The organism is Vibrio sp. nBUS_14 (genome assembly GCF_051201655.1).
GTDB lineage: Bacteria > Pseudomonadota > Gammaproteobacteria > Enterobacterales > Vibrionaceae > Vibrio.
On sequence record NZ_CP179206.1, the window covers coordinates 1,555,183 to 1,577,322 of the forward strand.

At 43.3% G+C, this 22,140-nt stretch carries 16 protein-coding genes; 9 read left to right on the plus strand and 7 right to left on the minus strand.

Annotated features, from left to right (window positions below):
• Positions 1-40: 40 nt before the first annotated feature.
• Together ACMAZD_RS07340 and ACMAZD_RS07345 are read left to right on the plus strand one after the other, a co-directional pair.
• Positions 41-1,444: a PLP-dependent aminotransferase family protein gene (locus ACMAZD_RS07340; protein ID WP_435249116.1), complete on the plus strand. Its 1,404-nt coding sequence runs from the start codon at positions 41-43 to the stop codon at positions 1,442-1,444.
• Between the two features lie 191 nt (positions 1,445-1,635).
• Entirely contained in the window at positions 1,636-1,842 is a 207-nt protein-coding gene (locus tag ACMAZD_RS07345) for a hypothetical protein (RefSeq protein WP_435249117.1), read from the plus strand.
• Between the two features lie 134 nt (positions 1,843-1,976).
• Here ACMAZD_RS07345 and asnS read toward each other — a convergent pair whose 3' ends face one another.
• The 3 genes from asnS to ACMAZD_RS07360 all read right to left on the minus strand — a co-directional run bounded on the left by asnS (position 1,977) and on the right by ACMAZD_RS07360 (position 7,939).
• Complete coding sequence (asnS, locus tag ACMAZD_RS07350) at positions 1,977-3,377, minus strand: asparagine--tRNA ligase (RefSeq protein ID WP_004734710.1); 1,401 nt, start codon at positions 3,375-3,377, stop codon at positions 1,977-1,979.
• Between the two features lie 279 nt (positions 3,378-3,656).
• Complete coding sequence (locus ACMAZD_RS07355; protein ID WP_435249118.1) at positions 3,657-5,282, minus strand: methyl-accepting chemotaxis protein; 1,626 nt, start codon at positions 5,280-5,282, stop codon at positions 3,657-3,659.
• Positions 5,283-5,614: 332 nt separating this feature from the next.
• The gene (locus ACMAZD_RS07360; protein ID WP_435249119.1) at positions 5,615-7,939 is read right to left on the minus strand and encodes an FdhF/YdeP family oxidoreductase; all 2,325 of its coding nucleotides are present in this window, start codon (positions 7,937-7,939) and stop codon (positions 5,615-5,617) included.
• A 599-nt stretch (positions 7,940-8,538) separates the two neighbouring features.
• Between ACMAZD_RS07360 and ACMAZD_RS07365 the strand changes: the two genes are divergently transcribed.
• The 3 genes from ACMAZD_RS07365 (at position 8,539) to ACMAZD_RS07375 (ending at position 12,012) form a co-directional block, all read left to right on the plus strand.
• Positions 8,539-9,423, plus strand: coding sequence for a LysR family transcriptional regulator (locus ACMAZD_RS07365; protein ID WP_122053739.1), 885 nt, complete (start codon positions 8,539-8,541; stop codon positions 9,421-9,423).
• A 71-nt stretch (positions 9,424-9,494) separates the two neighbouring features.
• Entirely contained in the window at positions 9,495-10,325 is an 831-nt protein-coding gene (gene fdhD / locus ACMAZD_RS07370; protein ID WP_435249120.1) for a formate dehydrogenase accessory sulfurtransferase FdhD, read from the plus strand.
• A 544-nt stretch (positions 10,326-10,869) separates the two neighbouring features.
• Complete coding sequence (locus ACMAZD_RS07375; protein WP_435249338.1) at positions 10,870-12,012, plus strand: amino acid permease; 1,143 nt, start codon at positions 10,870-10,872, stop codon at positions 12,010-12,012.
• 149 nt (positions 12,013-12,161) lie between these two features.
• On the opposite strand, the gene ACMAZD_RS07380 is transcribed toward ACMAZD_RS07375, so the two are convergent.
• The 3 genes from ACMAZD_RS07380 to ACMAZD_RS07390 form a co-directional block, all read right to left on the minus strand.
• Positions 12,162-13,523, minus strand: a complete 1,362-nt coding sequence (locus ACMAZD_RS07380; protein WP_435249121.1) for an L-serine ammonia-lyase — start codon at positions 13,521-13,523, stop codon at positions 12,162-12,164.
• Between the two features lie 120 nt (positions 13,524-13,643).
• The gene (locus ACMAZD_RS07385; RefSeq protein ID WP_435249122.1) at positions 13,644-14,897 is read right to left on the minus strand and encodes an aromatic amino acid transport family protein; all 1,254 of its coding nucleotides are present in this window, start codon (positions 14,895-14,897) and stop codon (positions 13,644-13,646) included.
• Positions 14,898-15,215: 318 nt separating this feature from the next.
• Positions 15,216-15,806, minus strand: a complete 591-nt coding sequence (locus ACMAZD_RS07390) for a CoA pyrophosphatase (RefSeq protein ID WP_435249123.1) — start codon at positions 15,804-15,806, stop codon at positions 15,216-15,218.
• Positions 15,807-16,130: 324 nt separating this feature from the next.
• On the opposite strand from ACMAZD_RS07390, the gene ACMAZD_RS07395 reads away from it, so the two are divergent.
• Positions 16,131-16,673 (plus strand): heme NO-binding domain-containing protein, encoded by a 543-nt coding sequence (locus ACMAZD_RS07395; RefSeq protein WP_435249124.1) that lies wholly within the window; start codon positions 16,131-16,133, stop codon positions 16,671-16,673.
• A 1-nt stretch (position 16,674) separates the two neighbouring features.
• Positions 16,675-18,393, plus strand: coding sequence for an ATP-binding protein (locus tag ACMAZD_RS07400; protein WP_435249125.1), 1,719 nt, complete (start codon positions 16,675-16,677; stop codon positions 18,391-18,393).
• Positions 18,394-18,531: 138 nt separating this feature from the next.
• Here the strand turns inward: ACMAZD_RS07400 and pabB are convergent, their stop codons facing one another.
• Positions 18,532-19,911 carry an aminodeoxychorismate synthase component I gene (pabB, locus tag ACMAZD_RS07405; RefSeq protein WP_435249126.1) on the minus strand — a complete coding sequence of 460 codons (1,380 nt, stop codon included), beginning with the start codon at positions 19,909-19,911 and terminating at the stop codon, positions 18,532-18,534.
• Positions 19,912-20,164: 253 nt separating this feature from the next.
• Between pabB and ACMAZD_RS07410 the strand changes: the two genes are divergently transcribed.
• Positions 20,165-21,685 (plus strand): fumarate hydratase, encoded by a 1,521-nt coding sequence (locus ACMAZD_RS07410; RefSeq protein WP_123287010.1) that lies wholly within the window; start codon positions 20,165-20,167, stop codon positions 21,683-21,685.
• Between the two features lie 138 nt (positions 21,686-21,823).
• Positions 21,824-22,009, plus strand: a complete 186-nt coding sequence (locus ACMAZD_RS07415; RefSeq protein WP_435249127.1) for a hypothetical protein — start codon at positions 21,824-21,826, stop codon at positions 22,007-22,009.
• The last annotated feature ends 131 nt before the right edge of the window (positions 22,010-22,140 follow it).

Sequence of the window (22,140 nt, forward strand, 5' to 3'; positions counted from 1 at the left end):
ATCTCCGGCTTATTAGAATTTCTCTAGGTAGTACAATTAGATGGCGCGTTATGAAGAGCTTGCAAAGGATATTCGAACTCAGATTGCTAACAACACTTGGCGATCCGGGGAGAAGATCCCTTCTGTGCGCATGAGTTGCCGTAATTACAACGTCAGCAATAGTACTGTCTTACAAGCCTACCAGTTGCTTGAAAGCGAAGGGCGGATCATCGCTAAGCCTCAATCTGGCTATTTTGTTGCGCCGCGCGTAGACGGTGCTGATCTTGATTCAACACCAGTTCATCAAAAGAAAGCGATTAATGATCGCCTGTTTGATTTTTTGAAATCGAGTTCTGCAGAAGGTGTTATTCCTTTTGGCTCCGCATTCCCAGATCCCGATCTTTTCCCGTTACCGACTTTAACTCGAAATCTTGCCAGTGCCGGAAGGAAAATGACCGGTGCTAGTGTGATCAATAACCTGCCACCGGGCAGTGAGTCTTTAAGAAGACAAATTGCGCAGCGTTATCTTCAGCAAGGCATTACGGTAAATCATCAAGACATCGTGATTACTTCTGGCGCGATGGAAGCACTTAATTTGAGCCTACAAACGGTCACCAAGTCGGGCGACAATGTTGTCATTGAATCCCCAGCTTTCTATGGTGCTTTACAGGCTGTCGAGAGGTTAGGGCTTAACCCGATTGAAATCGATGTTTGTCCGGTTAATGGGCTGAACATAGAACAGTTTGAAAGTGCCCTAAAAAACCAAGATGTGAAAGCGTGCTGGTTGATGACGACTTTTCAAAACCCGACAGGAAAGAGCCTATCTGAAGAGGCAAAGCGACGTGTTGTAGAGATTGCTGAACAACACAAAACCTACATAATTGAAGATGACGTTTACGGTGACCTATATTACGAAGGGTATAAACCTAAGCCACTAAAGACCTTTGATAAAACCGACTCTGTTTTGCTTTGTGGGTCGTATTCAAAAAGCCTATGTCCCGGTTATCGAGTAGGCTGGGTAGTGAATACACGTTTCAATGATGCGATTCAAAAGCTTCAGCTGCTTTCTACCTTATCGAGTAGTGCACCTGTTCAACTAGGTGTTGCACACTTTCTCACTCATGAAAGCTACGAGAACCACCTTCGTAAATTGCGTAAAAACCTCTTGGTCAGGAAAGAAAAGTTTATTAGCGCTATCAAGCAATACTTCCCCCAATCTATCGAGATTGAAGAGCCTGCTGGTGGTTACTTCGTGTGGGTACGTTTCTCTCCTTATTTCGATAGCCAACAATTCCATCAATTAGCGATTGCTCAAGGTATTAGTGTCGCATCTGGCGATTTGTTTAGTGAGCAGGGCAGAGTAGACAACGCGATTCGATTGAACTTCTCTTATGAACTTACAGCAGAGAAAGAGCAAGCGCTGATCCTACTTGGCAAACTCGCGTATCAACTGATGCACTCTTGAAACAGATTCTCTAACGGCTTATCTCGTTTAACTGTGAGAGGGTAAAGGTCGAAGTTGTTCATAAAATCTTAAGTCACTCATAAAAAAGACAATGATTCCAACTGTACGGATTGTTTCCGGCGTAACTGTACACCTAATTGACCAGATAGTTGTGGTTTAATAACGATAGACCAAATATTGGAGATACCGTTATGTTGAAAATGACTGTGGGTAAGGAAGTTAAGCTGATCATAGTTGCTATTGTGTGTGCACTTCTGTTAATCCTCGGCCACGTATTATTGGCAAAAACATTCGCTGATATGGCTTGGGCAGAATACACCACTGCCGCAATCCCATTTGTTATGATGGCAATCTGCGGTCTCGCGATAAAATACGCTATCGACCGAGATGTCGATTAGCCTTTGAATAATGAGTCTCGGCTGGTGGTACGCAGAAGTATCTGTAGTCTCGTTTTATTCCGAATATAAAAAAACCTCCGCAAGTGCGGAGGTTTTTATTTGTTCTTAACTTTTAAATTCGATTAAGGTTCGAATTAGAAGTTCGCAGAGCGTGGTGTACGTGGGAACGGGATAACGTCACGAACGTTGCCCATACCTGTTACGTAAGACACTAGACGCTCAAAGCCAAGACCGAAGCCAGCGTGAGGTACTGTGCCGTATTTACGTAGGTCCCGGTACCAGCTCATGTGCTCAGGGTCAATACCCATACCAATCATGCGCTCGTCTAGAATGTCTAGACGCTCTTCACGTTGTGCACCACCGATGATTTCACCGATGCCAGGTGCAAGTACGTCCATAGCTGCAACTGTTTTGCCGTCGTCGTTTAAGCGCATGTAGAAAGCTTTGATGTCTTTCGGGTAGTTCTTAACGATAACAGGAGCTTTAAAGTGCTCTTCTGCTAAGTAACGTTCATGCTCAGAAGACATGTCGATGCCCCACTCAACGTCGAATTCAAATTTCTTACCAGAGTCTAGTAGGATTTGGATTGCGTCAGTGTAGTCAACTTGTGCGAAATCAGCGTCTACGAATTGCTCTAGACGAGTGATTGCTTCTTTGTCGATGCGAGAAGCGAAGAATTCAAGGTCATCACGGCGCTCTTCAAGAACAGCAGCGAAAACGTATTTAAGCATGTCTTCAGCCAGTTTCGCTACATCGTCAAGATCTGCAAACGCAACTTCAGGCTCAACCATCCAGAACTCAGCTAGGTGGCGGCTTGTGTTTGAGTTTTCAGCACGGAACGTAGGACCGAACGTGTAAACTTTGCTTAGTGCACAAGCGTAAGCTTCAGCATTAAGTTGGCCAGATACTGTTAGGAAAGTTTCTTTACCGAAGAAATCTTCGTTGAAGTCAACTTTGCCTTCGTCAGTGCGAGGTAGGTTTTCCATGTCTAGCGTAGATACGCGGAACATTTCACCAGCGCCTTCTGCATCAGATGCAGTGATAAGCGGAGCTGAGGTCCAGAAGAAACCTTGCTCGTGGTAGAAACGGTGAATCGCTTGGGATAGACAGTTACGTACACGTGCTACTGCGCCGATCACGTTGGTACGTGGACGTAGGTGAGCAACTTCACGAAGGTATTCGATAGAGTGACGTGTCTTAGCCATTGGGTAAGTGTCAGCGTCTTCAACCCAGCCTACAACTTTTACGTCAGTTGCTGCTAGTTCGAAGTCTTGACCTTTCGCAGGAGACTCAACAATCTTCCCCGTTACTTCAACAGAGCAGCCAGTTGTTAGCTTTAATACTTCGTCTTCGTAATTATTAAGATTATTAGGAACCACGGCCTGAATCGGGTCGAAACAAGAGCCGTCATAAATGGCAAGGAAAGAGATTCCAGCTTTGGAATCACGACGTGAACGGATCCAGCCGCGAACAGTTACTTCACTGTCTACCGCTAGCTTGCCGCCAAGTACGTCTGTTACAGGCGCGTAAGTCATGTTGATTTCATTCTCCATTGAGGGACAAATTCAACTCAAAGTCTCTAGCATTGCAGCAAATAAACCGTTATTTGAACAATAATTAGCCGAAACATTGAGTTGTATAAACTTTTAAATCGATTGAACATATTACCTGTCATACAGACAGCTTCAACCTTTATTCTTGCTCGGCGAAAGAAATATTTTGTCTATCGAGGATAAAAACCAATAAGGGCTGATTTTTTACTCTATTTTCTGCATTTCAACGAAGAGTTGTCCCTTTGGTCTCTCAGTTGAAGACTAACTCTTACGGCTTTCAGAATTGGATAGCGTGAACTGATTAATCAGCGACTCGAGATGATCAGACAGCTCTTCCAAATCATGACTGATCCCGCGCGTCTCTCCGGCTGATTGCGAAGTATTATTGGCATGAGAAGTAATGGTTTCGACTTTGTATTGAACATCTTTAGTTGCGAGTGTGGTGGATTGTGTTTGCTCTTGGATATTTTGAGCATGTGCTAGCACTTGCTTCATCTCTTCGACCACTCCATTCATGTCATGCGACAGAGCTTCAACATCTGTTGAGCTTTGATGAGCTTGCGCGCAAACACGGTCGGCAGAAGTTAGAGACTCCTCACTGCCTTGTTGGAATTGGTGAATAATCGATTCAATGTTGCTAGTGGCTTCAGCCGTTCGTGAGGCGAGGTGACGAACTTCATCGGCAACGACAGTAAAACCTCGGCCTTGTTCTCCTGCTCGAGCGGCTTCAATAGCAGCATTTAAAGCAAGAAGGTTGGTTTGATCGGCAATGCCTCGAATCACACTCAGTATAGAAGACACTTCACCCGTTTGTTCATTGAGTGTCAGTATTTTGTGTTTTACTTCTTCAATACTACTAACCAAACTTTTGATTTCGCTACTCGCATCGTGTGCTTGATTGGCACTTTTACACGCGACATCGGCGGTGTGATTGATCAATTCGGATGCTGTTAACGTTGCTTGCTCCACATTCACTTGTTGAGCCTGTATCCCTTCCACATTGTGCTGTACTTCAGCGGTTTCACTTTGTTGATCGCTGGCGGCTTTTTCCGTGATTTGAGCAACGTTGGTTAACTGGTTGGCAGAAGCATTGAGCTTATGTGAGGTGTCTTGGACTTTGACCAAGCTGTCTGAGACTGTCCCCATAAAGGAATTAATCGAGCTGGCTAAGGTGCCAACTTCATCGTTACTTTGTTCAGGCAATCGAGTGGATAGGTTTTTATTCTCGCTGACCTGTGTCATGAAGTAGGAAGTCCGTTGAAGAGGGCGAACAATAATTTTACGAATTAAGCCCATCGTCAGTACAAAACCAACGAAGGAAATCACCGCCATAATGCCAATGGCCGCGATGGTTTGAGTGTCAATCAAAGAATTGACATGGTTTAGATTGTATTCAAGACGTATTGCGCCAAGTACTTCACCTTCAGAAGCCATATGACAAGCGACACAATTAGTTCCACGGTAGTTTTCACTCGACTTCATCGGTAGGGCGATAACCAAGCCTTTACCCCATTCGGCAGAGAAAGGCTCAATAATGGTTTCGCCAGCTAGTGCCCGTTTATCAATATCATCAACTGGTTTCTGATTTTCGTTACCCGGCCCGTAGAGCTTACTAACCGCATCAGCACGTAATACACGTACGTTTTCAATTCCTTCTTGAGCTAATGCTTTCTGACGTAAGGTTTCTTTTTGCGCCATCGTGCCAGTGAGCATCATCATATTGAGACTATCGAAATAGTTGCTGGCTTTATCATGAAGTTGTTCACTCAATACTGAGTTAACTAGTTGTTTTTGTTGTGAGTATTGAAAATACGTCGATATGACGAGCAGGAATGTGAATACGATGGCGAGAGCCACTAGGATTTTGACGGTGATTGTTGAGCGCATAGGGTAGTCGGTTTTTATTATTTATAATGACGCGCATACTTTAACGGGAAGAACATCTACTCCCTATGGGGTATAACGAATTGTGTGACCACACTCCGGTTGTGGTTATGTTTCTGTGATGTAGCGAGTTTGTGACCCTGTTCTTTAGGGTTTGAACTGGAGTCTATCTTTAAATTTGAAGGGTAGAGAAGCCGAATAAAATACATGACTTAAATAAACATATTCAGCGGTCTGTCTTTATACTGGGCCAGCGCTAATATTAAAATCCACCTGCCAGAACAGGTGGATTTTTACTTTTACTTTTACTTTTAGTTTCAGGCGTCGATTGATAGTTAGCTGACGGTTGAAAGGGGAATGGCGTCAGAGGTTGATTTCTCTAATCTGATGGCGATAAATTTCGAGGTAGGGGTATAGGTTCGTTCACCATAGCTGTCTAGAGGAACCAAAGGGTTTGTTTCAGGATAGTAAGCGGCCGCCTGACCTTGTGGAACGTCATAAGCCACCAAGGTAAACCCTTTCACTTTTCTTGTTACACCATCTTCCCAAAGTGACACCATATCGACCTTGTCATTCGGTTTAAAACCTAGCTTCAATATATCAGCCTCATTGATAAACAAAACTTCGCGCATACCAAAGACACCGCGGTACCGATCATTCAAGCCATATAACGTGGTGTTGTATTGGTCATGGGAACGTATGGTTTGCAAGATCAAATCGGGTTTATTGGCACCTTGTAACACCGCTTCATTAATTAGCTGTTTTGGCAGTTCATTGGAGCCAAATTGCGCTTTACCGCTGAGGGTGTTCCATTGACGATTTGCGGCAGGGTTGACTAAATGAAACCCACCCGTTTTTTCCAGCTTCTGATTGAAGTCAGTAAAGCCCGGAATCGTATCTGCAATGAGATCTCGAATATGCCCATAATCTTGAATGACCCAGTTCCAATCTATTGGATGGCTGCCCAGTGTGGCATTGGCAATACCCGCGACAATGGCTGGTTCAGACCGTAAATGCTCTGATCGAGGTTCGAGCTGTCCGTAAGAGATGTGAACCATGCTGAAGGTATCTTCGACGGTGATGCCTTGTGGCCCATTAGCTTGAGTATCGATTTCTGTACGTCCTAAACATGGCAGAATCAGGGCATCTTGACCGGTAACAAGATGAGAGCGATTGAGTTTGGTTGAGATATGAACGGTTAGGTCACAATTTTTCATCGCCAGATGCGTGCGAGGAGTATCGGGTGTGGCTTGCGCAAAATTACCACCTAAACCAATAAAGACTTTAGAGCGTTTTTCTTCCATCGCTTTAATCGCTTGTATGGTGTTGTGGCCTGCATCTCGTGGGGCATTGAAGTTAAAGCGGCGTTCAATGCTATCAAGAAATTGGCTTGACGGTTTTTCATCGATACCCATCGTACGATCGCCTTGGACATTACTATGTCCCCTGACAGGTGATAGCCCAGCACCTGGCTTACCGACGTTGCCGCGCAACAATTGCACATTGGCTACTTCTTTGATGGTTTGTACTGAATGACGATGTTGTGTTAGGCCCATAGCCCAACACATAATCACTTTTTCTGAGCGGCGGTACATGTCAGCGACCATTTCTATTTCGCTTAAAGCTAACCCCGATTGTTCAGCGATATGCTCCCATGTTGTCGCATCAACTTCTGCTAAGTATTCATCAATACCTGTGGTGTGTTCGCTGATGAATTTACGATCAAATATGGCTTTTCCTTCGGTTGCGAGCGCATCACGCTCCCATTGCAGCAAATATTTAGCCATCCCACGAAAGACCGCCATATCACCACCTAATGCTGGTCGTAAATAAGCGGTATTGGTTGGTTTTGAACCATTGCTTAACATTTCAACCGGAACTTGAGGATTTTGGAAACGTTCAAGTCCACGTTCTTTCAATGGGTTGAAACAGATCACTTGCGCACCGCGTTTTACCGCTTCACGCAAGGGTTCAAGCATGCGGGGGTGGTTAGTGCCTGGGTTTTGCCCGAGCACAAAGATTGCGTCTGCTTTTTCAAAGTCGTCAAAAATCACGGTTCCTTTGCCTACACCTACCGTATCTTTCATGCCAATTGCACTTGCTTCGTGGCACATGTTTGAACAGTCTGGGAAGTTATTTGTTCCAAACGCACGGACGAAAAGTTGGTACAAAAATGCCGCTTCATTACTGGCTCGACCCGAGGTGTAAAATTCGGCTTGATGCGGTGAGTTGAGTTGCTTCAAATGCTTAGCGACCAGCGAAAATGCTTCGTCCCACGCGATTGGAATATAGTGGTCAGATGCAGCGTCGTACTTCATCGGATGGGTTATTCGACCTTGGTATTCCAGCCAGTAATCTGTTTGTGATGACAAGGATGTTACGCTGTGTTCAGCGAAAAAATCAGGATCCACAACTCGATTTGTGGCTTCCCAGTTCACGGCTTTTGCACCGTTCTCACAGAAGTTTACTTTACTGCTGTGTGGGGATTCACCCCATGCGCATCCCGGACAATCAAAACCACCGTTTTGATTCGTTTTAAGCATTGTTCGAATGTTTTTGATGGCATTTTCGCTGCCCCACCAACTCTTAGCGACGGATTTTAACGCCCCCCAACCACCAGCAGGACCTTTATATTTTTTTATTTGTTCTTTTTGGCTCACAACTGCACTCCTCACACGTGGGAACGGCAGTAAACAAGGGAACCGGTAAAAACAGGCGCGTTATAAAAATAAGGCGGGAGTAAAACGGTTTTGATTATTTGATGTCGATACCTGTTTACTGCTTTGAATATTCAAAAATAGACCGGCTGATTTTTTGCCATGATCTAAATCAAAGGTTATGTCGCTAATGGGCAGTACGTCCAATTGATATTGCCGACTAAGTGATAAATAGAATCTATCATGGCGAATAAATATGGAAAGTGTCGCTTTTGTCACAGTGATAAATAGACTTGTCATAGTGATAAATAAAATTTATTAGCCAGTGCGATATGAGTTCTATTTTGTGAGAGATTCGTCGATCAGGCTTGGTATATCTGCGTCTCCATGATAGTTGTTGTCTATCACGCTATAGATATTTTAGATTTGACCTGTATTTAAATTAGGCATACTTTGATTTAAATCAAAAAATACCGTTTTATTTTAGCTGTAGCTTTACAGGTTGAGTTATTTCCCGTGATAGCTCTGTTCAATCACAGAGAACAGTGAATGTACGACGAACGCGAAGACGACGCTTCATTTCAAGGTTTTACTAATCATTCATGGATATAAAACAACTTAAGTATTTAATCGCTTTAGATCAAACGAAACACTTTGGTCAGGCTGCGACACTTTGCCATATTACTCAGCCTACGTTGTCGATGAGGATAAGGCGGTTAGAAGAAGAATTAGACCTCGAATTGATTTCAAGAAGTCAACGTTTTGAAGGGTTTACCGAAGCGGGTGAACGTATATTGGCTTGGGCAAAGACAGTTTTAGCGGCTCATGATGGTTTACAAGCTGAAGCGGCTAACTGCCGTGGTCAACTGGTCGGCTCGCTAAGAGTTGGCATGGTGCCTTTAGCCAGCCAAAACCCGATGCAGTTAATTAAGCCGTTAGCAGAAAAATTCCCTGAACTTCGTTTTCAAATTTTGTCGATGACATCAGAGCAGATCATAGACCAGCTCAATCGTAACCAACTTGATTTAGGTATGTGCTACACCGACCAGATCAATACGGCTTATTTTGACGTGATAGAAATGAACTCGACGGATTTAGGCATTCTGTATGACAACCGATTTTTTGATTTTGCTGAGTCGGAAGTCTTATGGGAATCACTGAATAGCATTCCTTTGGGGCTTTTGTCTAAAGGCATGCATTATCGTCATTCGATTGATTTGAGTTTCGGCAGTAAAGGCTTAGTTCCGCAGACTTTGATTGAAAGTAACTCTACGTTTCACTTGATCCAAGCCGTTACCAGTGGCTTGTGCTGTGCTGTTATGCCGCTTAACTCTGGATTGGAAGAGCTCAATGAACAACTGCGTATCGTACCGATAGAAAAAGCAGTGGTGCATTCGCCTTTGGGTCTACTTAAGCGAAAACAAGAACCTTATTCGGCACTCACTGATCAGTGTTTTGCTGAAGCAAAACATTTGTTTAATCAGTGATATTTGTTTAGTCAGTGGCGTTTTCAGTCTGAGTCGATATCGTCAAGCTGACCGTCTTTCCGGGTGATTTTATGAGATGTATAACTCAATCCTATATTGAACTGCCTGATTTTAATCAAGCGCCTCCACAGCCCAAGGCCATGAGCTATCGCGAGCTTACGGGCTATAGCATGGTGGTGGATGCACCTCTGGCAAACGAATCTGCATTGGCGATCAGTTATAACGGGATCAGTCAGGCGGTTATGATGGTGACGCCAGGCCACATGGAAGACTTTGTGCGCGGTTTTAGTTTAAGCACCGGTATCATAAAAAGATTCAGTGAAATTCGTGATATTGAGATTGGTGCTAATGGTAAATCTCATTTTGCGCAAGTAGAAATCTGCAATCGCGCTTTTTGGGAAATGAAAACTCAGCGACGTAACTTAGCTGGAAGCACAGGTTGTGGTTTATGCGGTGTTGAGGCGCTTGAACAAGCACTTCCGGATTTGGTTCCATTGCCATCGTCATTACCACCCAGTCCACTGGTTTTTGAGGGGTTGAGAGAGCGAATTGCCAAACATCAAAAAGCAGCCAAAATATCTGGTGCTTTACATGCCGCTTTGTTTGCGAACTCGAAAGGTGAAGTTTCACTTTGTCGTGAAGACATCGGCCGCCACAACGCACTGGATAAACTCATAGGAGCGATGGCCATGAATGAGATCAACCCTAAGTCGGGGTTCGCCATTATGACGAGTCGTTGCAGTTTAGAGCTTATCCATAAAGCCGTGCGTGCTGAAATCGCAACCTTGGTTTGTTTGTCGGCTCCGACCTCATTGACGGTCGAATGGGCAAGACGTAATCGCTTAAATCTGATTCACTTACCAAACAGCAGTCCACCTCGTTTATATAGTCCTGCGCCTTAATGTAATGTTTTCGTTTGGATAAAAAGAGAGACCATGTTTTCTCTCTTTGGTTTTTATTAATAATGATTATAGTTTTATGCAGTTTGGTGGTTAATTTATGATCAAACAGCTGTTTTGTTCAATTTAATAGCAGAAATTGTGGCTATAGCGTTGTGTTTCGAGGCTCATTCGATAAGATAAAAAGACCTCTAATGCTAGGGGTAGGGCAGCAACGGATACGCTGCTTCAAATACTATGGAATGTGACTCAATTATTGGACACATACATGAAATTCAAGATTACATCGCCGATTATTGAACCTACGGAAGGTTCACCACATCAGTTAACGCTCACTCACGCTTCTCGTTTTACCTCTTTTAAGACAAGCTCCCCTTTGAACGCCCTGTTCGACAACGTCTCTGCACGCTTCTTTACTGCTTATCGCTCCTATTGTTATTCGTTTTATAACTTTATTTCTATCTGAACTCCTTTGTCATCCGCTTGATGTATGAAGACTCACACCTATAAAAACTAAACAAATAAGTTAAAAATAATGAATATTAAAATGATGGGTAGCTCCCTAATTATCGCTGGTACCGCTCTCGGTGCTGGTATGCTTGCGATCCCAATGGTATTAGCTCAATTCGGATTGCTTTACGGCACACTGCTGATGGTTCTGATTTGTTTCGGTACCACTTACGCAGCACTATTACTTCTAGAAGCGACCATCAAAGCTGGTGGCGGTCTAGGGTTGAACTCTATTGCTCGAAAAACTCTGGGCAAAAAAGGGCAGTTGATTATCAACGGCCTACTTTACGCGTTATTGATTTGCCTTTTAATGGCTTACATTCTGGGCGCGGGTGATTTACTGAGCAAGTTACTGTCTAACTTTGGCGTTGTGATCACCGCGACCACGAGCCAAATCGTGTTTACCTTACTTGCAGGTGCCGTCGTCGCGAGTGGCACCGGTGTCATTGATAAACTGAACCGTGCATTGTTCTTTGTGATGCTTGCGAGCCTGTTTGTCACTATGGCCTTTTTAGCGCCGAACATGACTCAAGATAACCTTATGCAGGTGACCAGTCATGATCACGTCGATCTAATCAAAACCAGTGCAATCCTGTTTACTAGCTTTGGCTTTATGGTTGTGATTCCAACCTTGGTTTCTTATAACCACGAAGCGACAGACAAACAGCTGCGTAATATGGTGATTGTTGGTTCTTTGATCCCACTAGTGTGTTACCTGTGTTGGTTGTTTGCGGTAGTAGGTAACTTGAGTGAAGAGCAATTCAGAAGCTTCAAGAATGTCTCAGATTTGATGGCGGCGTTTGAGGCACAGTCTCCTTGGGTAGGCAATGTTCTTTCTACCTTCACAGGTTTGGCACTGTTAACTTCTTTCTTTGGTGTGGCGATGGCGCTGTTCAACCAGAATAGAGACATGTTCAACCAAAACACTGCGGTTACTTACTGCATTAGCTTCATCCTACCGCTGGCTGGTTCACTGCTTGCTGCAGATAAGTTCTTACAAGTGTTGAACTATGCAGGCATCATCTTAGTGTTCTTGGCTGTGTTTGTTCCTCTGGTGATGGTTCATAAACAACGCTTGATGAAAGTTGCTGATGATAGATACCGCACGGAAGGTGGTAATGCAATGATGGCATTCTCATTGCTATTTGGTTGCTTCTTGCTTATCTCACAAGTGATTTAATAAAACAATTTGGTCGGTTGAATAAATCAGTCACCAAACTTCAGCTACAAAAGCTTTAGATACAAAAAAAGGAACGCATCGGCGTTCCTTTTTATTATCTGCTTATTAAAAGCAGATTGATTCAAAGGCTATTAACAAACTAATACTAATTAACAAACCACCTTAACTGCCAAACCACCTTGAGATGTTTCACGGTATTTAGCGTTCATGTCTTTACCTGTTTCTAGCATTGTTTCGATAACTTTATCTAGAGAAACAGTAGGAGCAGAAGAGCGACGAAGTGCCATACGAGTTGAGTTGATTGCTTTCACTGCAGCAATACCGTTACGCTCGATACATGGAACTTGTACTTGGCCTGCAACCGGGTCACACGTTAGACCTAGGTTATGCTCCATGCCGATTTCTGCAGCCATACACACTTGCTCAGGACTACCACCCATAAGTTCAGCAAGACCAGCAGCAGCCATAGAACATGCCACACCAACTTCACCCTGGCAGCCAACTTCAGCGCCAGAGATAGAAGCGTTGCGCTTGTAAAGACCACCGATCGCGCCAGAAGCTGCGAAGTAACGGATGTAGTCTTTCTCTGTCACTGTTTGGATGAACTTATCGTAGTAAGCCAATACAGCAGGGATGATGCCACACGCGCCGTTTGTTGGCGCCGTTACTACACGACCGCCCGCTGCGTTTTCTTCGTTTACTGCGAAAGCATACATGTTCACCCAGTCAATTACGGTCATTGGATCGTTGGTTGTTTTTTCTGAAGTGATCAGTTGTTGTCGAAGTGCCGCTGCACGACGAGGAACACGCAGTGGACCAGGTAGAACACCTTCAGTATTCATACCGCGATCCATACACTCACGCATCGTTCTCCAGATATTTGCGAAGTACGTACGAGACTCTTCGTCTGAGTGGAACGCTGCTTGGTTTTTCATAACCAGTGTACTGATAGAAAGACCGCTTTCCTTACACTGATTAACGAGCTGTTCTGCTGTTGTGAATTCGTAAGGTGCTTTAATAGGGTTTTCTTCTTCTTTGCCGAAGTTCTCTTCGTCAACAATGAAACCGCCACCAATTGAGTAGTATGTTTTTGAGTATGCGACATCGTCATCAACCCAAGCATGAATGCTCATGCCATTTTCATGCAATGAAAGGTTCGAAGTATGGAAGTTCATTCCGCCATCTTTAGGGAATGAAACAGTATGACAGTGCATACCAACAGGTAGACGTTCAGTTTCTTCTACTCGAGTAATAAAGCCCGCGATAGAGTCGATATCTACTTTCTCAGGAGTATTGCCAGCAAGACCCATGATTATAGCGATATCTGTGTGGTGACCTTTCCCTGTCAGTGATAGTGATCCATATACGTCCACGGTGATTTTAGTGATGTCGCGCAATTTTCCCATTGAACGTAGGTCATCAATAAATTCTTTACCCGCTTTCATTGGTCCAACTGTATGTGAGCTCGATGGACCAACACCGATTTTATAGATATCAAATACACTAATCATTGCGATTACCTCAAAAAGAGAGCCTCCCAAGGGGAGTAGGGAGGCTCATTTATTATCATTATATTTTGTGTTTAATCTCACGATATAAGATGAAGATCATCTTATAAAAAGTGCTTTAGATTAAAGAGCGCCGTAGATTACAGAACTAATAGCCGCTAGACCACATAAAGCTGTAAAGATTTGCACAGGTGCTGATGTTTTGTACTTAGCCATTGCTGGTACTTTTTGCATCGCAAATACAGGCATTAGGAACAGGATAGCTGCAATCATTGGTGCACCCATTGTTTCAATCATACCTAGGATGCTTGGGTTAACTACCGCAACAATCCAAGTTGTAACAACGATGAACGCTAGAGATGCTTTCTCAATCGTGCTGATTGAAGAACCAGAGCGAGACTTGATTAGACCAACAAGGCCTTCATGAGCACCTAGGAAGTGACCGAAGTAGCTAGAAGTGATTGCTGCGAACGCTACTAGAGGACCCATGTAAGAGATAAGTGGAGACTCGTGAACGTTAGCTAGGTAAGAAAGTACCGAGATGTTTTGCGCTTGTGCTGTTTCTAATTGCTCTGGAGATAGAGAAAGCACTACAGAGAATACGAAGAACATTACAAAACCCATCAGCATCATTGCTGCGCCACCAGTGATCGCGTCAGTTTTTTTAACTGCGTCATCACCGTATACACGACGTTGCTCCTTAGAGAACTGAGAAATGATTGGGCTATGGTTGAAAGAGAACACGATGATTGGAATCGCAAGCCAGATAATAGAAGGCATTGAAGACCATTCTGGGCTTGTTTCCATCATTGAAGTGTTCCATTCAGGAACTAGGTAGAAAGACAGCGCTAGTAGGACGAATACTAGTGGATAAACCATTGCTGACGTTGCTTTAAGCATCAGTTCTTTACCGAATACAACACCTGCTGTCATAGCAAGGATCAGTGCACCAGAAAGAAGAGGACGTGGAATAGATTCCATACCCATTTGGTTTACCAGGAAAGAATCAACCGTGTTGGTGATACCAACACCGTAGATAAGAACGATTGGGTAGATAGCGAAAAAGTAAGCAAAAGTAATAAGGTTTGCGCCAGTCTTACCGAAGTGCTCTTCAACTGTGTCTGTAATATCAGCTTCAGGGTTTTTAGCCGACAGTACGAAACGAGCTAGAGATTTGTGTGCGAACCAAGTCATTGGTGCCGCGATTAGAGCTAGGATAACTAATGGCCAAAAACCACCCGCACCAGCTTTGATTGGAAGGAATAGTACGCCAGCACCAACTGCTGTACCGAATAGTGATAAACACCAGGTAAAATCTTTATAGTTAAACTTGCTTGAATCTTTAACGGCATTTACCGAAGAAGTTGTTGTGTTCATGTTAAATTACTCATTTTTTGGGAACAGGAAATAAGTTGGGGCTAATTCTGCAGAATTTTCTTCTACAAAAAATAGATCTTAATCATGTAATGAAACGGCGTGTCACATGATATGCGAAAAACGGATTTTTGATCACGAAATTGGCGTGCTACAGCTGATTTATGTTTATGCTATATATTAGTTTTTTTTATGCGAAAGGCGGAGTTGTTCAGATTTATACCAGGGAAACGTTTGCGTAAAGTTGCATTAATAAATCTGTTCCATAGAAAGGTTGGATTTTGTTAACAGAGATTAAAAAAAACATAGTTGCTATGTAGATTATTGCACAACATGCTGCTGCAGTGATTGGATGATTTGAGCCGTAACGCCCCATATTAGGTGCTCTTCGAAGGGCATGGCAAAAACACGGTGTTGGATTTTCTTGAAATTAACGGTGTGGCTATGAAGCTTGGCTTGGTCCAAAACATAGGTGGCAGGAACCTCAAAAATAGAGGCAACTTCGTTCTGATCAATAACCGCTTTGTAATCAGGATCGACCATTGCAATAATCGGTGTCACAGAAAATTTACTAATGGTGCTCAATGCTGGTAATTGCCCAACAATTTTAACCTGATCCGATCGAATTCCTACTTCTTCGTGCAGTTCTCTTAATGCAGTAAATTGCATAGAAGGGTCCGATTGTTCATGTTTTCCTCCAGGAAAGCTGATTTGGCCAGGGTGGTGCTTAAGATGTACTGCTCTTTTAGTAAAAATGACATGTAAACCGTCTTCTCTTTCAACCAAACCGACCACTACTGCCGCTTTGCGTAGTTGTTCCCCACTAATATGAGAAATACGCCTTACAGATTCAGGGTGGTAGCCAACTGTTGGGTTAAGTTGGAACTGTTGAAGGAAGTTATCTCGGTTCATATCATGCCAATATATTGATTATTATGCCTTTAAGTATAGGCATAACCCGTAAGCTAACGCCAATCTTGGTGTAAATCGGGTCTAATTAGTTAACAAAGCGTGTCTGTTTGAGTCTCAAACCTGTCTATCTTGGAAGTTAACCGCTTATGAGTCGGGCTTTTGGTTTCAAATTCTTGCTTTTTGCTATATTCAATATGGGCATATGAGTAGGTAACCGTTATCAATGTCATAAAGTTAAGTGATAGAGCCAATAATTTTGATTAAGAAATTGATAACAAGAACTTAGTGACTCATTCTAAAAAGAAACAGATCAAAAGGTATGAAATGAAAGGAATCATATTCACTGAATTTTTAGAGCTTGTTGAAGATAAGTTCGGACTAGAGCTTTTAGAAGAAGTTTTACAAATGTCTGAAGACGAGGGGATTTATACGTCGGTAGGTAGTTACGACCACAAAGATCTCGTTAAACTCATCATTAACCTAAGTAAAAAAACAGATATTGATACAGCCACTTTACAACGCGTATTTGGCCAGTCCGTATTTAAGAATTTGTTGGCTTCTTTACCAGACAAAGCTAGCTTGGCTCACAGCAACACTACCTTCCAATTTATCCAACATGTTGAGCGTTACATCCACGTAGAAGTGAAAAAACTTTACCCAGACGCTGAACCACCTGAATTCAGTTTTATTTCGACAACAGAAGCTCAACTCGTCTTTGATTACAAAAGCGCTAGGTGTATGTCGCATGTGTGCCTAGGGCTAATAGAAGGGTGTGCTGAGCATCATGGTGAGTCTATTTTGGTAGAGATGACGCCACAGAATGATGATCAAAGTGTGGTTAGGTTCAATTTAAAAGTAGAAAAGTAATATGAGCTTGGCATCTGCTATAGAAAATAAGCTAAAGCGGCAAATTGCAGCAAGAAAAGAAGCTGAGAGGCTGCTGGAGCAAAAGAGCTTAGAGCTGTTTGAGGCGAATCAACAGCTTGAGTTAGCTTTGCGCCAGTTAGAGAAGCGTTCAAACGCCAATATACGTCGTATAGAATTCCAAGAACAAATCGAAAACCTGTTGATAGACTTCGGTCGGGCTTTCCTCAGGAATGATTTGGATGATGTTATGTTGTCTGAGTTAACGATGAACGTGACTAATAGCTACCTGATTGAAGCTAGCCGTTTGATATTACCACCTATGTTACTCCCAGAGCTTCAAACTTGTGATTACGGCGATGAATCGGTTGGCGAACTGGATCAAAACATTCAGGAGCCTCAATGGCAAGGTGATTTACTAATGGTGCCTTTAGAAGTAGAAAACGAGATTGTCGGTGCGCTGATTGTTAAGGTCAATTTATCCGACCAAGATTACGAATTTATTCAAAGCCAACTCTTATTGGTCACTGACCTAATTTGTAGTGCAATCACCCATCAATTAGCTATCAACCGAAATATTGAATCGCGTCAACGAGCCGAAGAGTCTGAAAGGGCAACGCGTGACTTTGTGGCGATGATCAACCATGAACTAAGAACCCCGCTAAACGGTTTATTAGGCAGTGCTGAGTTGATCAGCGATACCACACTGAACAGCTCTCAGCGTGAGATAGTGAATAACCTCAGTCAGTCTGGCGAGTTTCTGAGAACCATCATTAATGACTTACTTGATTACAGTAAGATTAATGCGGGCATGTTAGATCTTATACCGAAGAAATTTGCATTACATGATCTGAGAAACACGATTGAGAGTATCTTCGTCAATCGCGCCATTGAGAAGCAGCTTGAATTCAATATTAGTGTCGCTTCCAACATGCCTTCTCATTTCCAAGGTGATTTAGAACGTATCACTCAACTGTTTGTGAACTTAATCGGTAATGCGATTAAATTTACGGAAGAAGGCCATGTGAATGTTGATATTGAATGGGACAAAAACCAATTTGTTTTCTCTGTTGAAGATACTGGGGTCGGGATTGCCGAGTCTGCATACAAAACGTTGTTTGAACCGTTTACGCAGGCCGATAATTCAAGTAGCCGAAATTATGAAGGTACTGGACTGGGTTTAACGATTTGTCGCAAGTTAGTGGCTCTGATGAACGGCGATATTGGCGTTACCAGTGTGGTGGGTACAGGCACTCGATTTACCATTTCAATTCCTCTTCAAGTTGTCGACATGCCAACAGAGAGTGATCGAGTCGCGATAGGATTCGAATCAGAGGGCGAACTGTCTTTACTTAAAGTCCTAGTGGTGGACGATATTAAGATGAACCAAATCATCATCCAACAGATGCTGAGTAAATATGAGATAGAACCGACCATTGCAGGTAATGGAGTCGAAGGACTGGAACTCGCCTCAGATAATGAATATGACATCGTGTTTATGGATTGCAGGATGCCAGTCATGGACGGTTTTGAAGCGACACAAAAGCTCAGAGAGAAAGGTTACACCAAGTCTATTGTGGCACTCACTGCCGGAACGACGCTTGAAGAGCGTGAGCGTTGCATTAAGTCTGGAATGGATGACATCCTCAGTAAACCCTACACCTCGAATGATCTTAAAGACATGCTCAAGAAGTGGGGTATTGCACCAACTGCCGTTGTTTAGTGTTAATACATCCGTATTGGCTCTTATCCAAAAACAGAAAACCCTAAGCTATCTTGGATGGCTTAGGGTTTGTTTTATTTACGGTCTTAGATTGGCTAACACGCCACAAAGTTGCGTTTGGGTGTTTACCGATTTAGATCAGTACTCTTCAAGTACAGGTAAGATACGACTCAATTTATCGAGTGTTTCTTGATACTCAGAGGCACAATCACTATCAAATACCACGCCACCGCCAGCCCACGCATAGAGGGCATTATCTTCCGCCACTAACGTTCGAATCGTAATACTGGTGTCCATTCTGTCATTCCGGCTGATATAGCCAATACTGCCACAGTAAGCTGAACGTCGATGGGGTTCTAACTCTTCAATGATCTGCATTGCACGAACTTTCGGAGCACCCGTAATCGAACCTCCAGGGAAGCAGGCTCTCAATAAGTCAGTCGCGGAGTACTGAACATCCAGCTCTGCTCTAATGGTACTGACTAAGTGGTGCACGGCAGGGAAGCTTTCGATATCGAACAATTTAGGGACGTTAACTGAGCCTGGCTTTGCGACTCTACCGATGTCATTGCGCAGTAGGTCGACGATCATCAGGTTTTCAGCCTGATCTTTTTCTGCTGCTGTTAAGTCTTGAGCATTGGCGTTATCAATCATAGGGTCATCAGAACGAGGGCGTGTGCCTTTGATCGGCTTAGTTTCAATGGTGCCACTATTGAGCTCTAAGAATCGTTCAGGGGAGACACTTAAGATTGCAGCGTGTTCAAGACGAATAAAACCAGAAAACGGCGCCGAATTGTATTGCTCTAACTTTTCATAAGCGAGCCATTCGCTGCCTTGGTAATCGGCACGAAAACGCTGAGCAAGGTTTATCTGATAACAATCACCCGACAACAAGTACTCTTGAACGTTATCGAACTTATTGGCATAAGTCTGCTCTGTCATGTTGGATTGCCATGGGGTGGTTAATCCAAACTTCTGATGAGCTTGTTCGTTTTGCGATGGTTGCTGAGTTAACCAATCCCAATGGGTATCAATGTTTTGCCCAACAAGGAACGCAGCTCTATGTTTATGATCAACAATCACAGCCCATTCATACAATCCAACCGCCATGTCTGGCGCAGAAATATCACGCTTAGCAAGAGAGGGTAGAGCTTCTACTCGTCGCCCTAAATCGTAACTAAAATAGCCTAGAGCGCCGCCAATGAAAGGCAGTTCAGGATGCTCACTGGTTGCGGGTAGCAATTGCTGTTGGTATTGGTCGAGTAGTTCGAAAGGGTCTGACTCTGAAACCTCGCACGTCTCATTAACACTAACGGTCGTTTTTGCACCGATTGTCTCGAAGGTGGCGATGGGTTGAGCAACTAAAATGTCGTATCGACTATCGACGTGGCTTTCTGAGGCAGAGCGTAATAGCATTGCCCACGGCACGCTTTGAATATGAGAAAACAGCTGTTTAGCTAAAGTTGATTGATATTCAAGCGGCTTGATTTGGATAGAGCGAAATTCGTTGTTATTCATTTGTTTAATTTGTGACAAAGAGTTCGATCACTGCATGGCGTGTGAGAGAAAGCAAGAGTATCATAAATTGAAAATAAAATGGGTTCTTGATTAGAACGGTGCAAACCACATGGCTTAGTTTAAAGCTATGCAAGCGATTGCTAAAGCAACTAAATACAGCTCAACATAATAAAAAGCTAAGCCAACTAATCCTGTGAGACAAAACAGTCAAACCAAGAACCCAAATAGAACCAGAACAATAAAGAGGCATGCAATGACGGTTATTCGTAAGCAAGATGTGATCAGCAGTGTCGCTGACGCACTTCAGTACATTTCTTATTATCACCCTTTAGACTTTGTCCAAGCCCTAGAAAAAGCGTACGAGAAAGAAGAGAGCCAAGCAGCAAAAGATGCGATCGCTCAGATTCTGATTAACTCGCGTATGTCTGCGGAAGGCCATCGGCCAATTTGTCAGGATACGGGTATTGTTACTTGTTTCGTGAACATCGGTATGGATGTTAGGTGGGAAACGGATCAAACAGTACAACAAATGGTTGATGAAGGCGTTCGTCAAGCTTACAACAACCCGGATAACCCATTGCGTGCATCTGTCCTAATGGACCCTGCAGGTAAGCGTATTAATACTAAAGACAACACGCCAGCGGTTGTTCACATTAATATGGTTCCTGGCAACAAAGTTGAAATTCAAATCGCAGCAAAAGGCGGCGGTTCTGAGAACAAAACTAAGATGGTTATGCTGAACCCTTCTGATGATATTGCAGAATGGGTAGAGAAGACGCTACCAACAATGGGCGCGGGCTGGTGTCCACCGGGCATGCTAGGCATAGGCATTGGTGGTACGGCTGAAAAAGCAGCGGTACTAGCAAAAGAATCTTTGATGGAACACATCGATATTCAAGAGCTTATCGACAAAGGTCCAGAGAACGCTGAAGAAGAGCTTCGTTTAGATATCTTCAACCGTGTCAACAAACTGGGTATTGGCGCACAAGGTCTTGGCGGTCTAACGACTGTGGTTGACGTGAAAATCAAAACAGCACCAACTCACGCTGCATCTAAGCCTGTTTGCTTGATCCCGAACTGTGCGGCAACGCGTCACGTACATTTCACATTAGATGGCAGCGGCCCTGCAGAGCTAACACCACCTAAGTTAGAAGAGTGGCCAGATATTACTTGGGAAGCTGGTGCAAATACACGCCGTGTTAACCTTGATGAAATTACTAAAGAAGACGTTCAAGAGTGGAAGACTGGCGAAACGGTTCTTCTATCAGGCAAGATCTTAACCGGTCGTGATGCTGCTCATAAGCGTATTCAAGGCATGCTTGAAAGTGGTGAAGGTTTACCAGAAGGCGTCGACCTAAAAGGTAAGTTCATTTATTACGTAGGCCCTGTTGATGCAGTCGGCGATGAAGCGGTAGGTCCTGCTGGCCCAACAACGTCTACTCGTATGGATAAGTTCACCGACATGATGCTAGAAGAAACCGGCATCATGGGAATGATTGGTAAAGCAGAGCGTGGTCCTGCAACCGTTGAATCAATCAAACAACATAAATCGGTTTACCTAATGGCCGTTGGCGGCGCCGCTTATCTTGTTGCAAAAGCAATTAAGAAAGCACGTGTTGTTGCGTTTGAAGATCTCGGTATGGAAGCAATCTACGAATTTGAAGTTGAAGACATGCCAGTAACGGTAGCGGTTGATTCTAATGGCGTGAACGCACACCAAATCGGTCCTGATACCTGGAAAGTGAAAATTGCAGAAGCTGAAAAAGCCAAATAAGAATTGTCATCAGCGTTTGAATTCACGACTTTTCATAGAAAGTTAAATACAAACGTGCAGCATTATCTGCACTTTTGTCTTATTATCAATGATATAGTTATAAACACATCGTTTGATATAAGAACATAGGAGAAAGGAATGCCTCGTTTTATTCAGATCCTACAGATTATCTTGGCAGTGGTGATTGGTAGTTTCATTGGTTACGATATGATCTTGCACGGAATCAGCATCTTTAACGAAAAGTATGTAACCATCACATGTGTATTATGGTTGATTGCTGAGATAACATTATTTGTTATCTACAAGCTGATTGAAGACGATTAGTCCGACATCGTATAAAAATTTCAAAGCCCCTGATTATGAATGTAGTCAGGGGCTTTTATTCATCTAGCATTAAGAATGTGTATTGCATACTAATCACATAAGCAAAACTATCAATATTTAAACTATCCCAA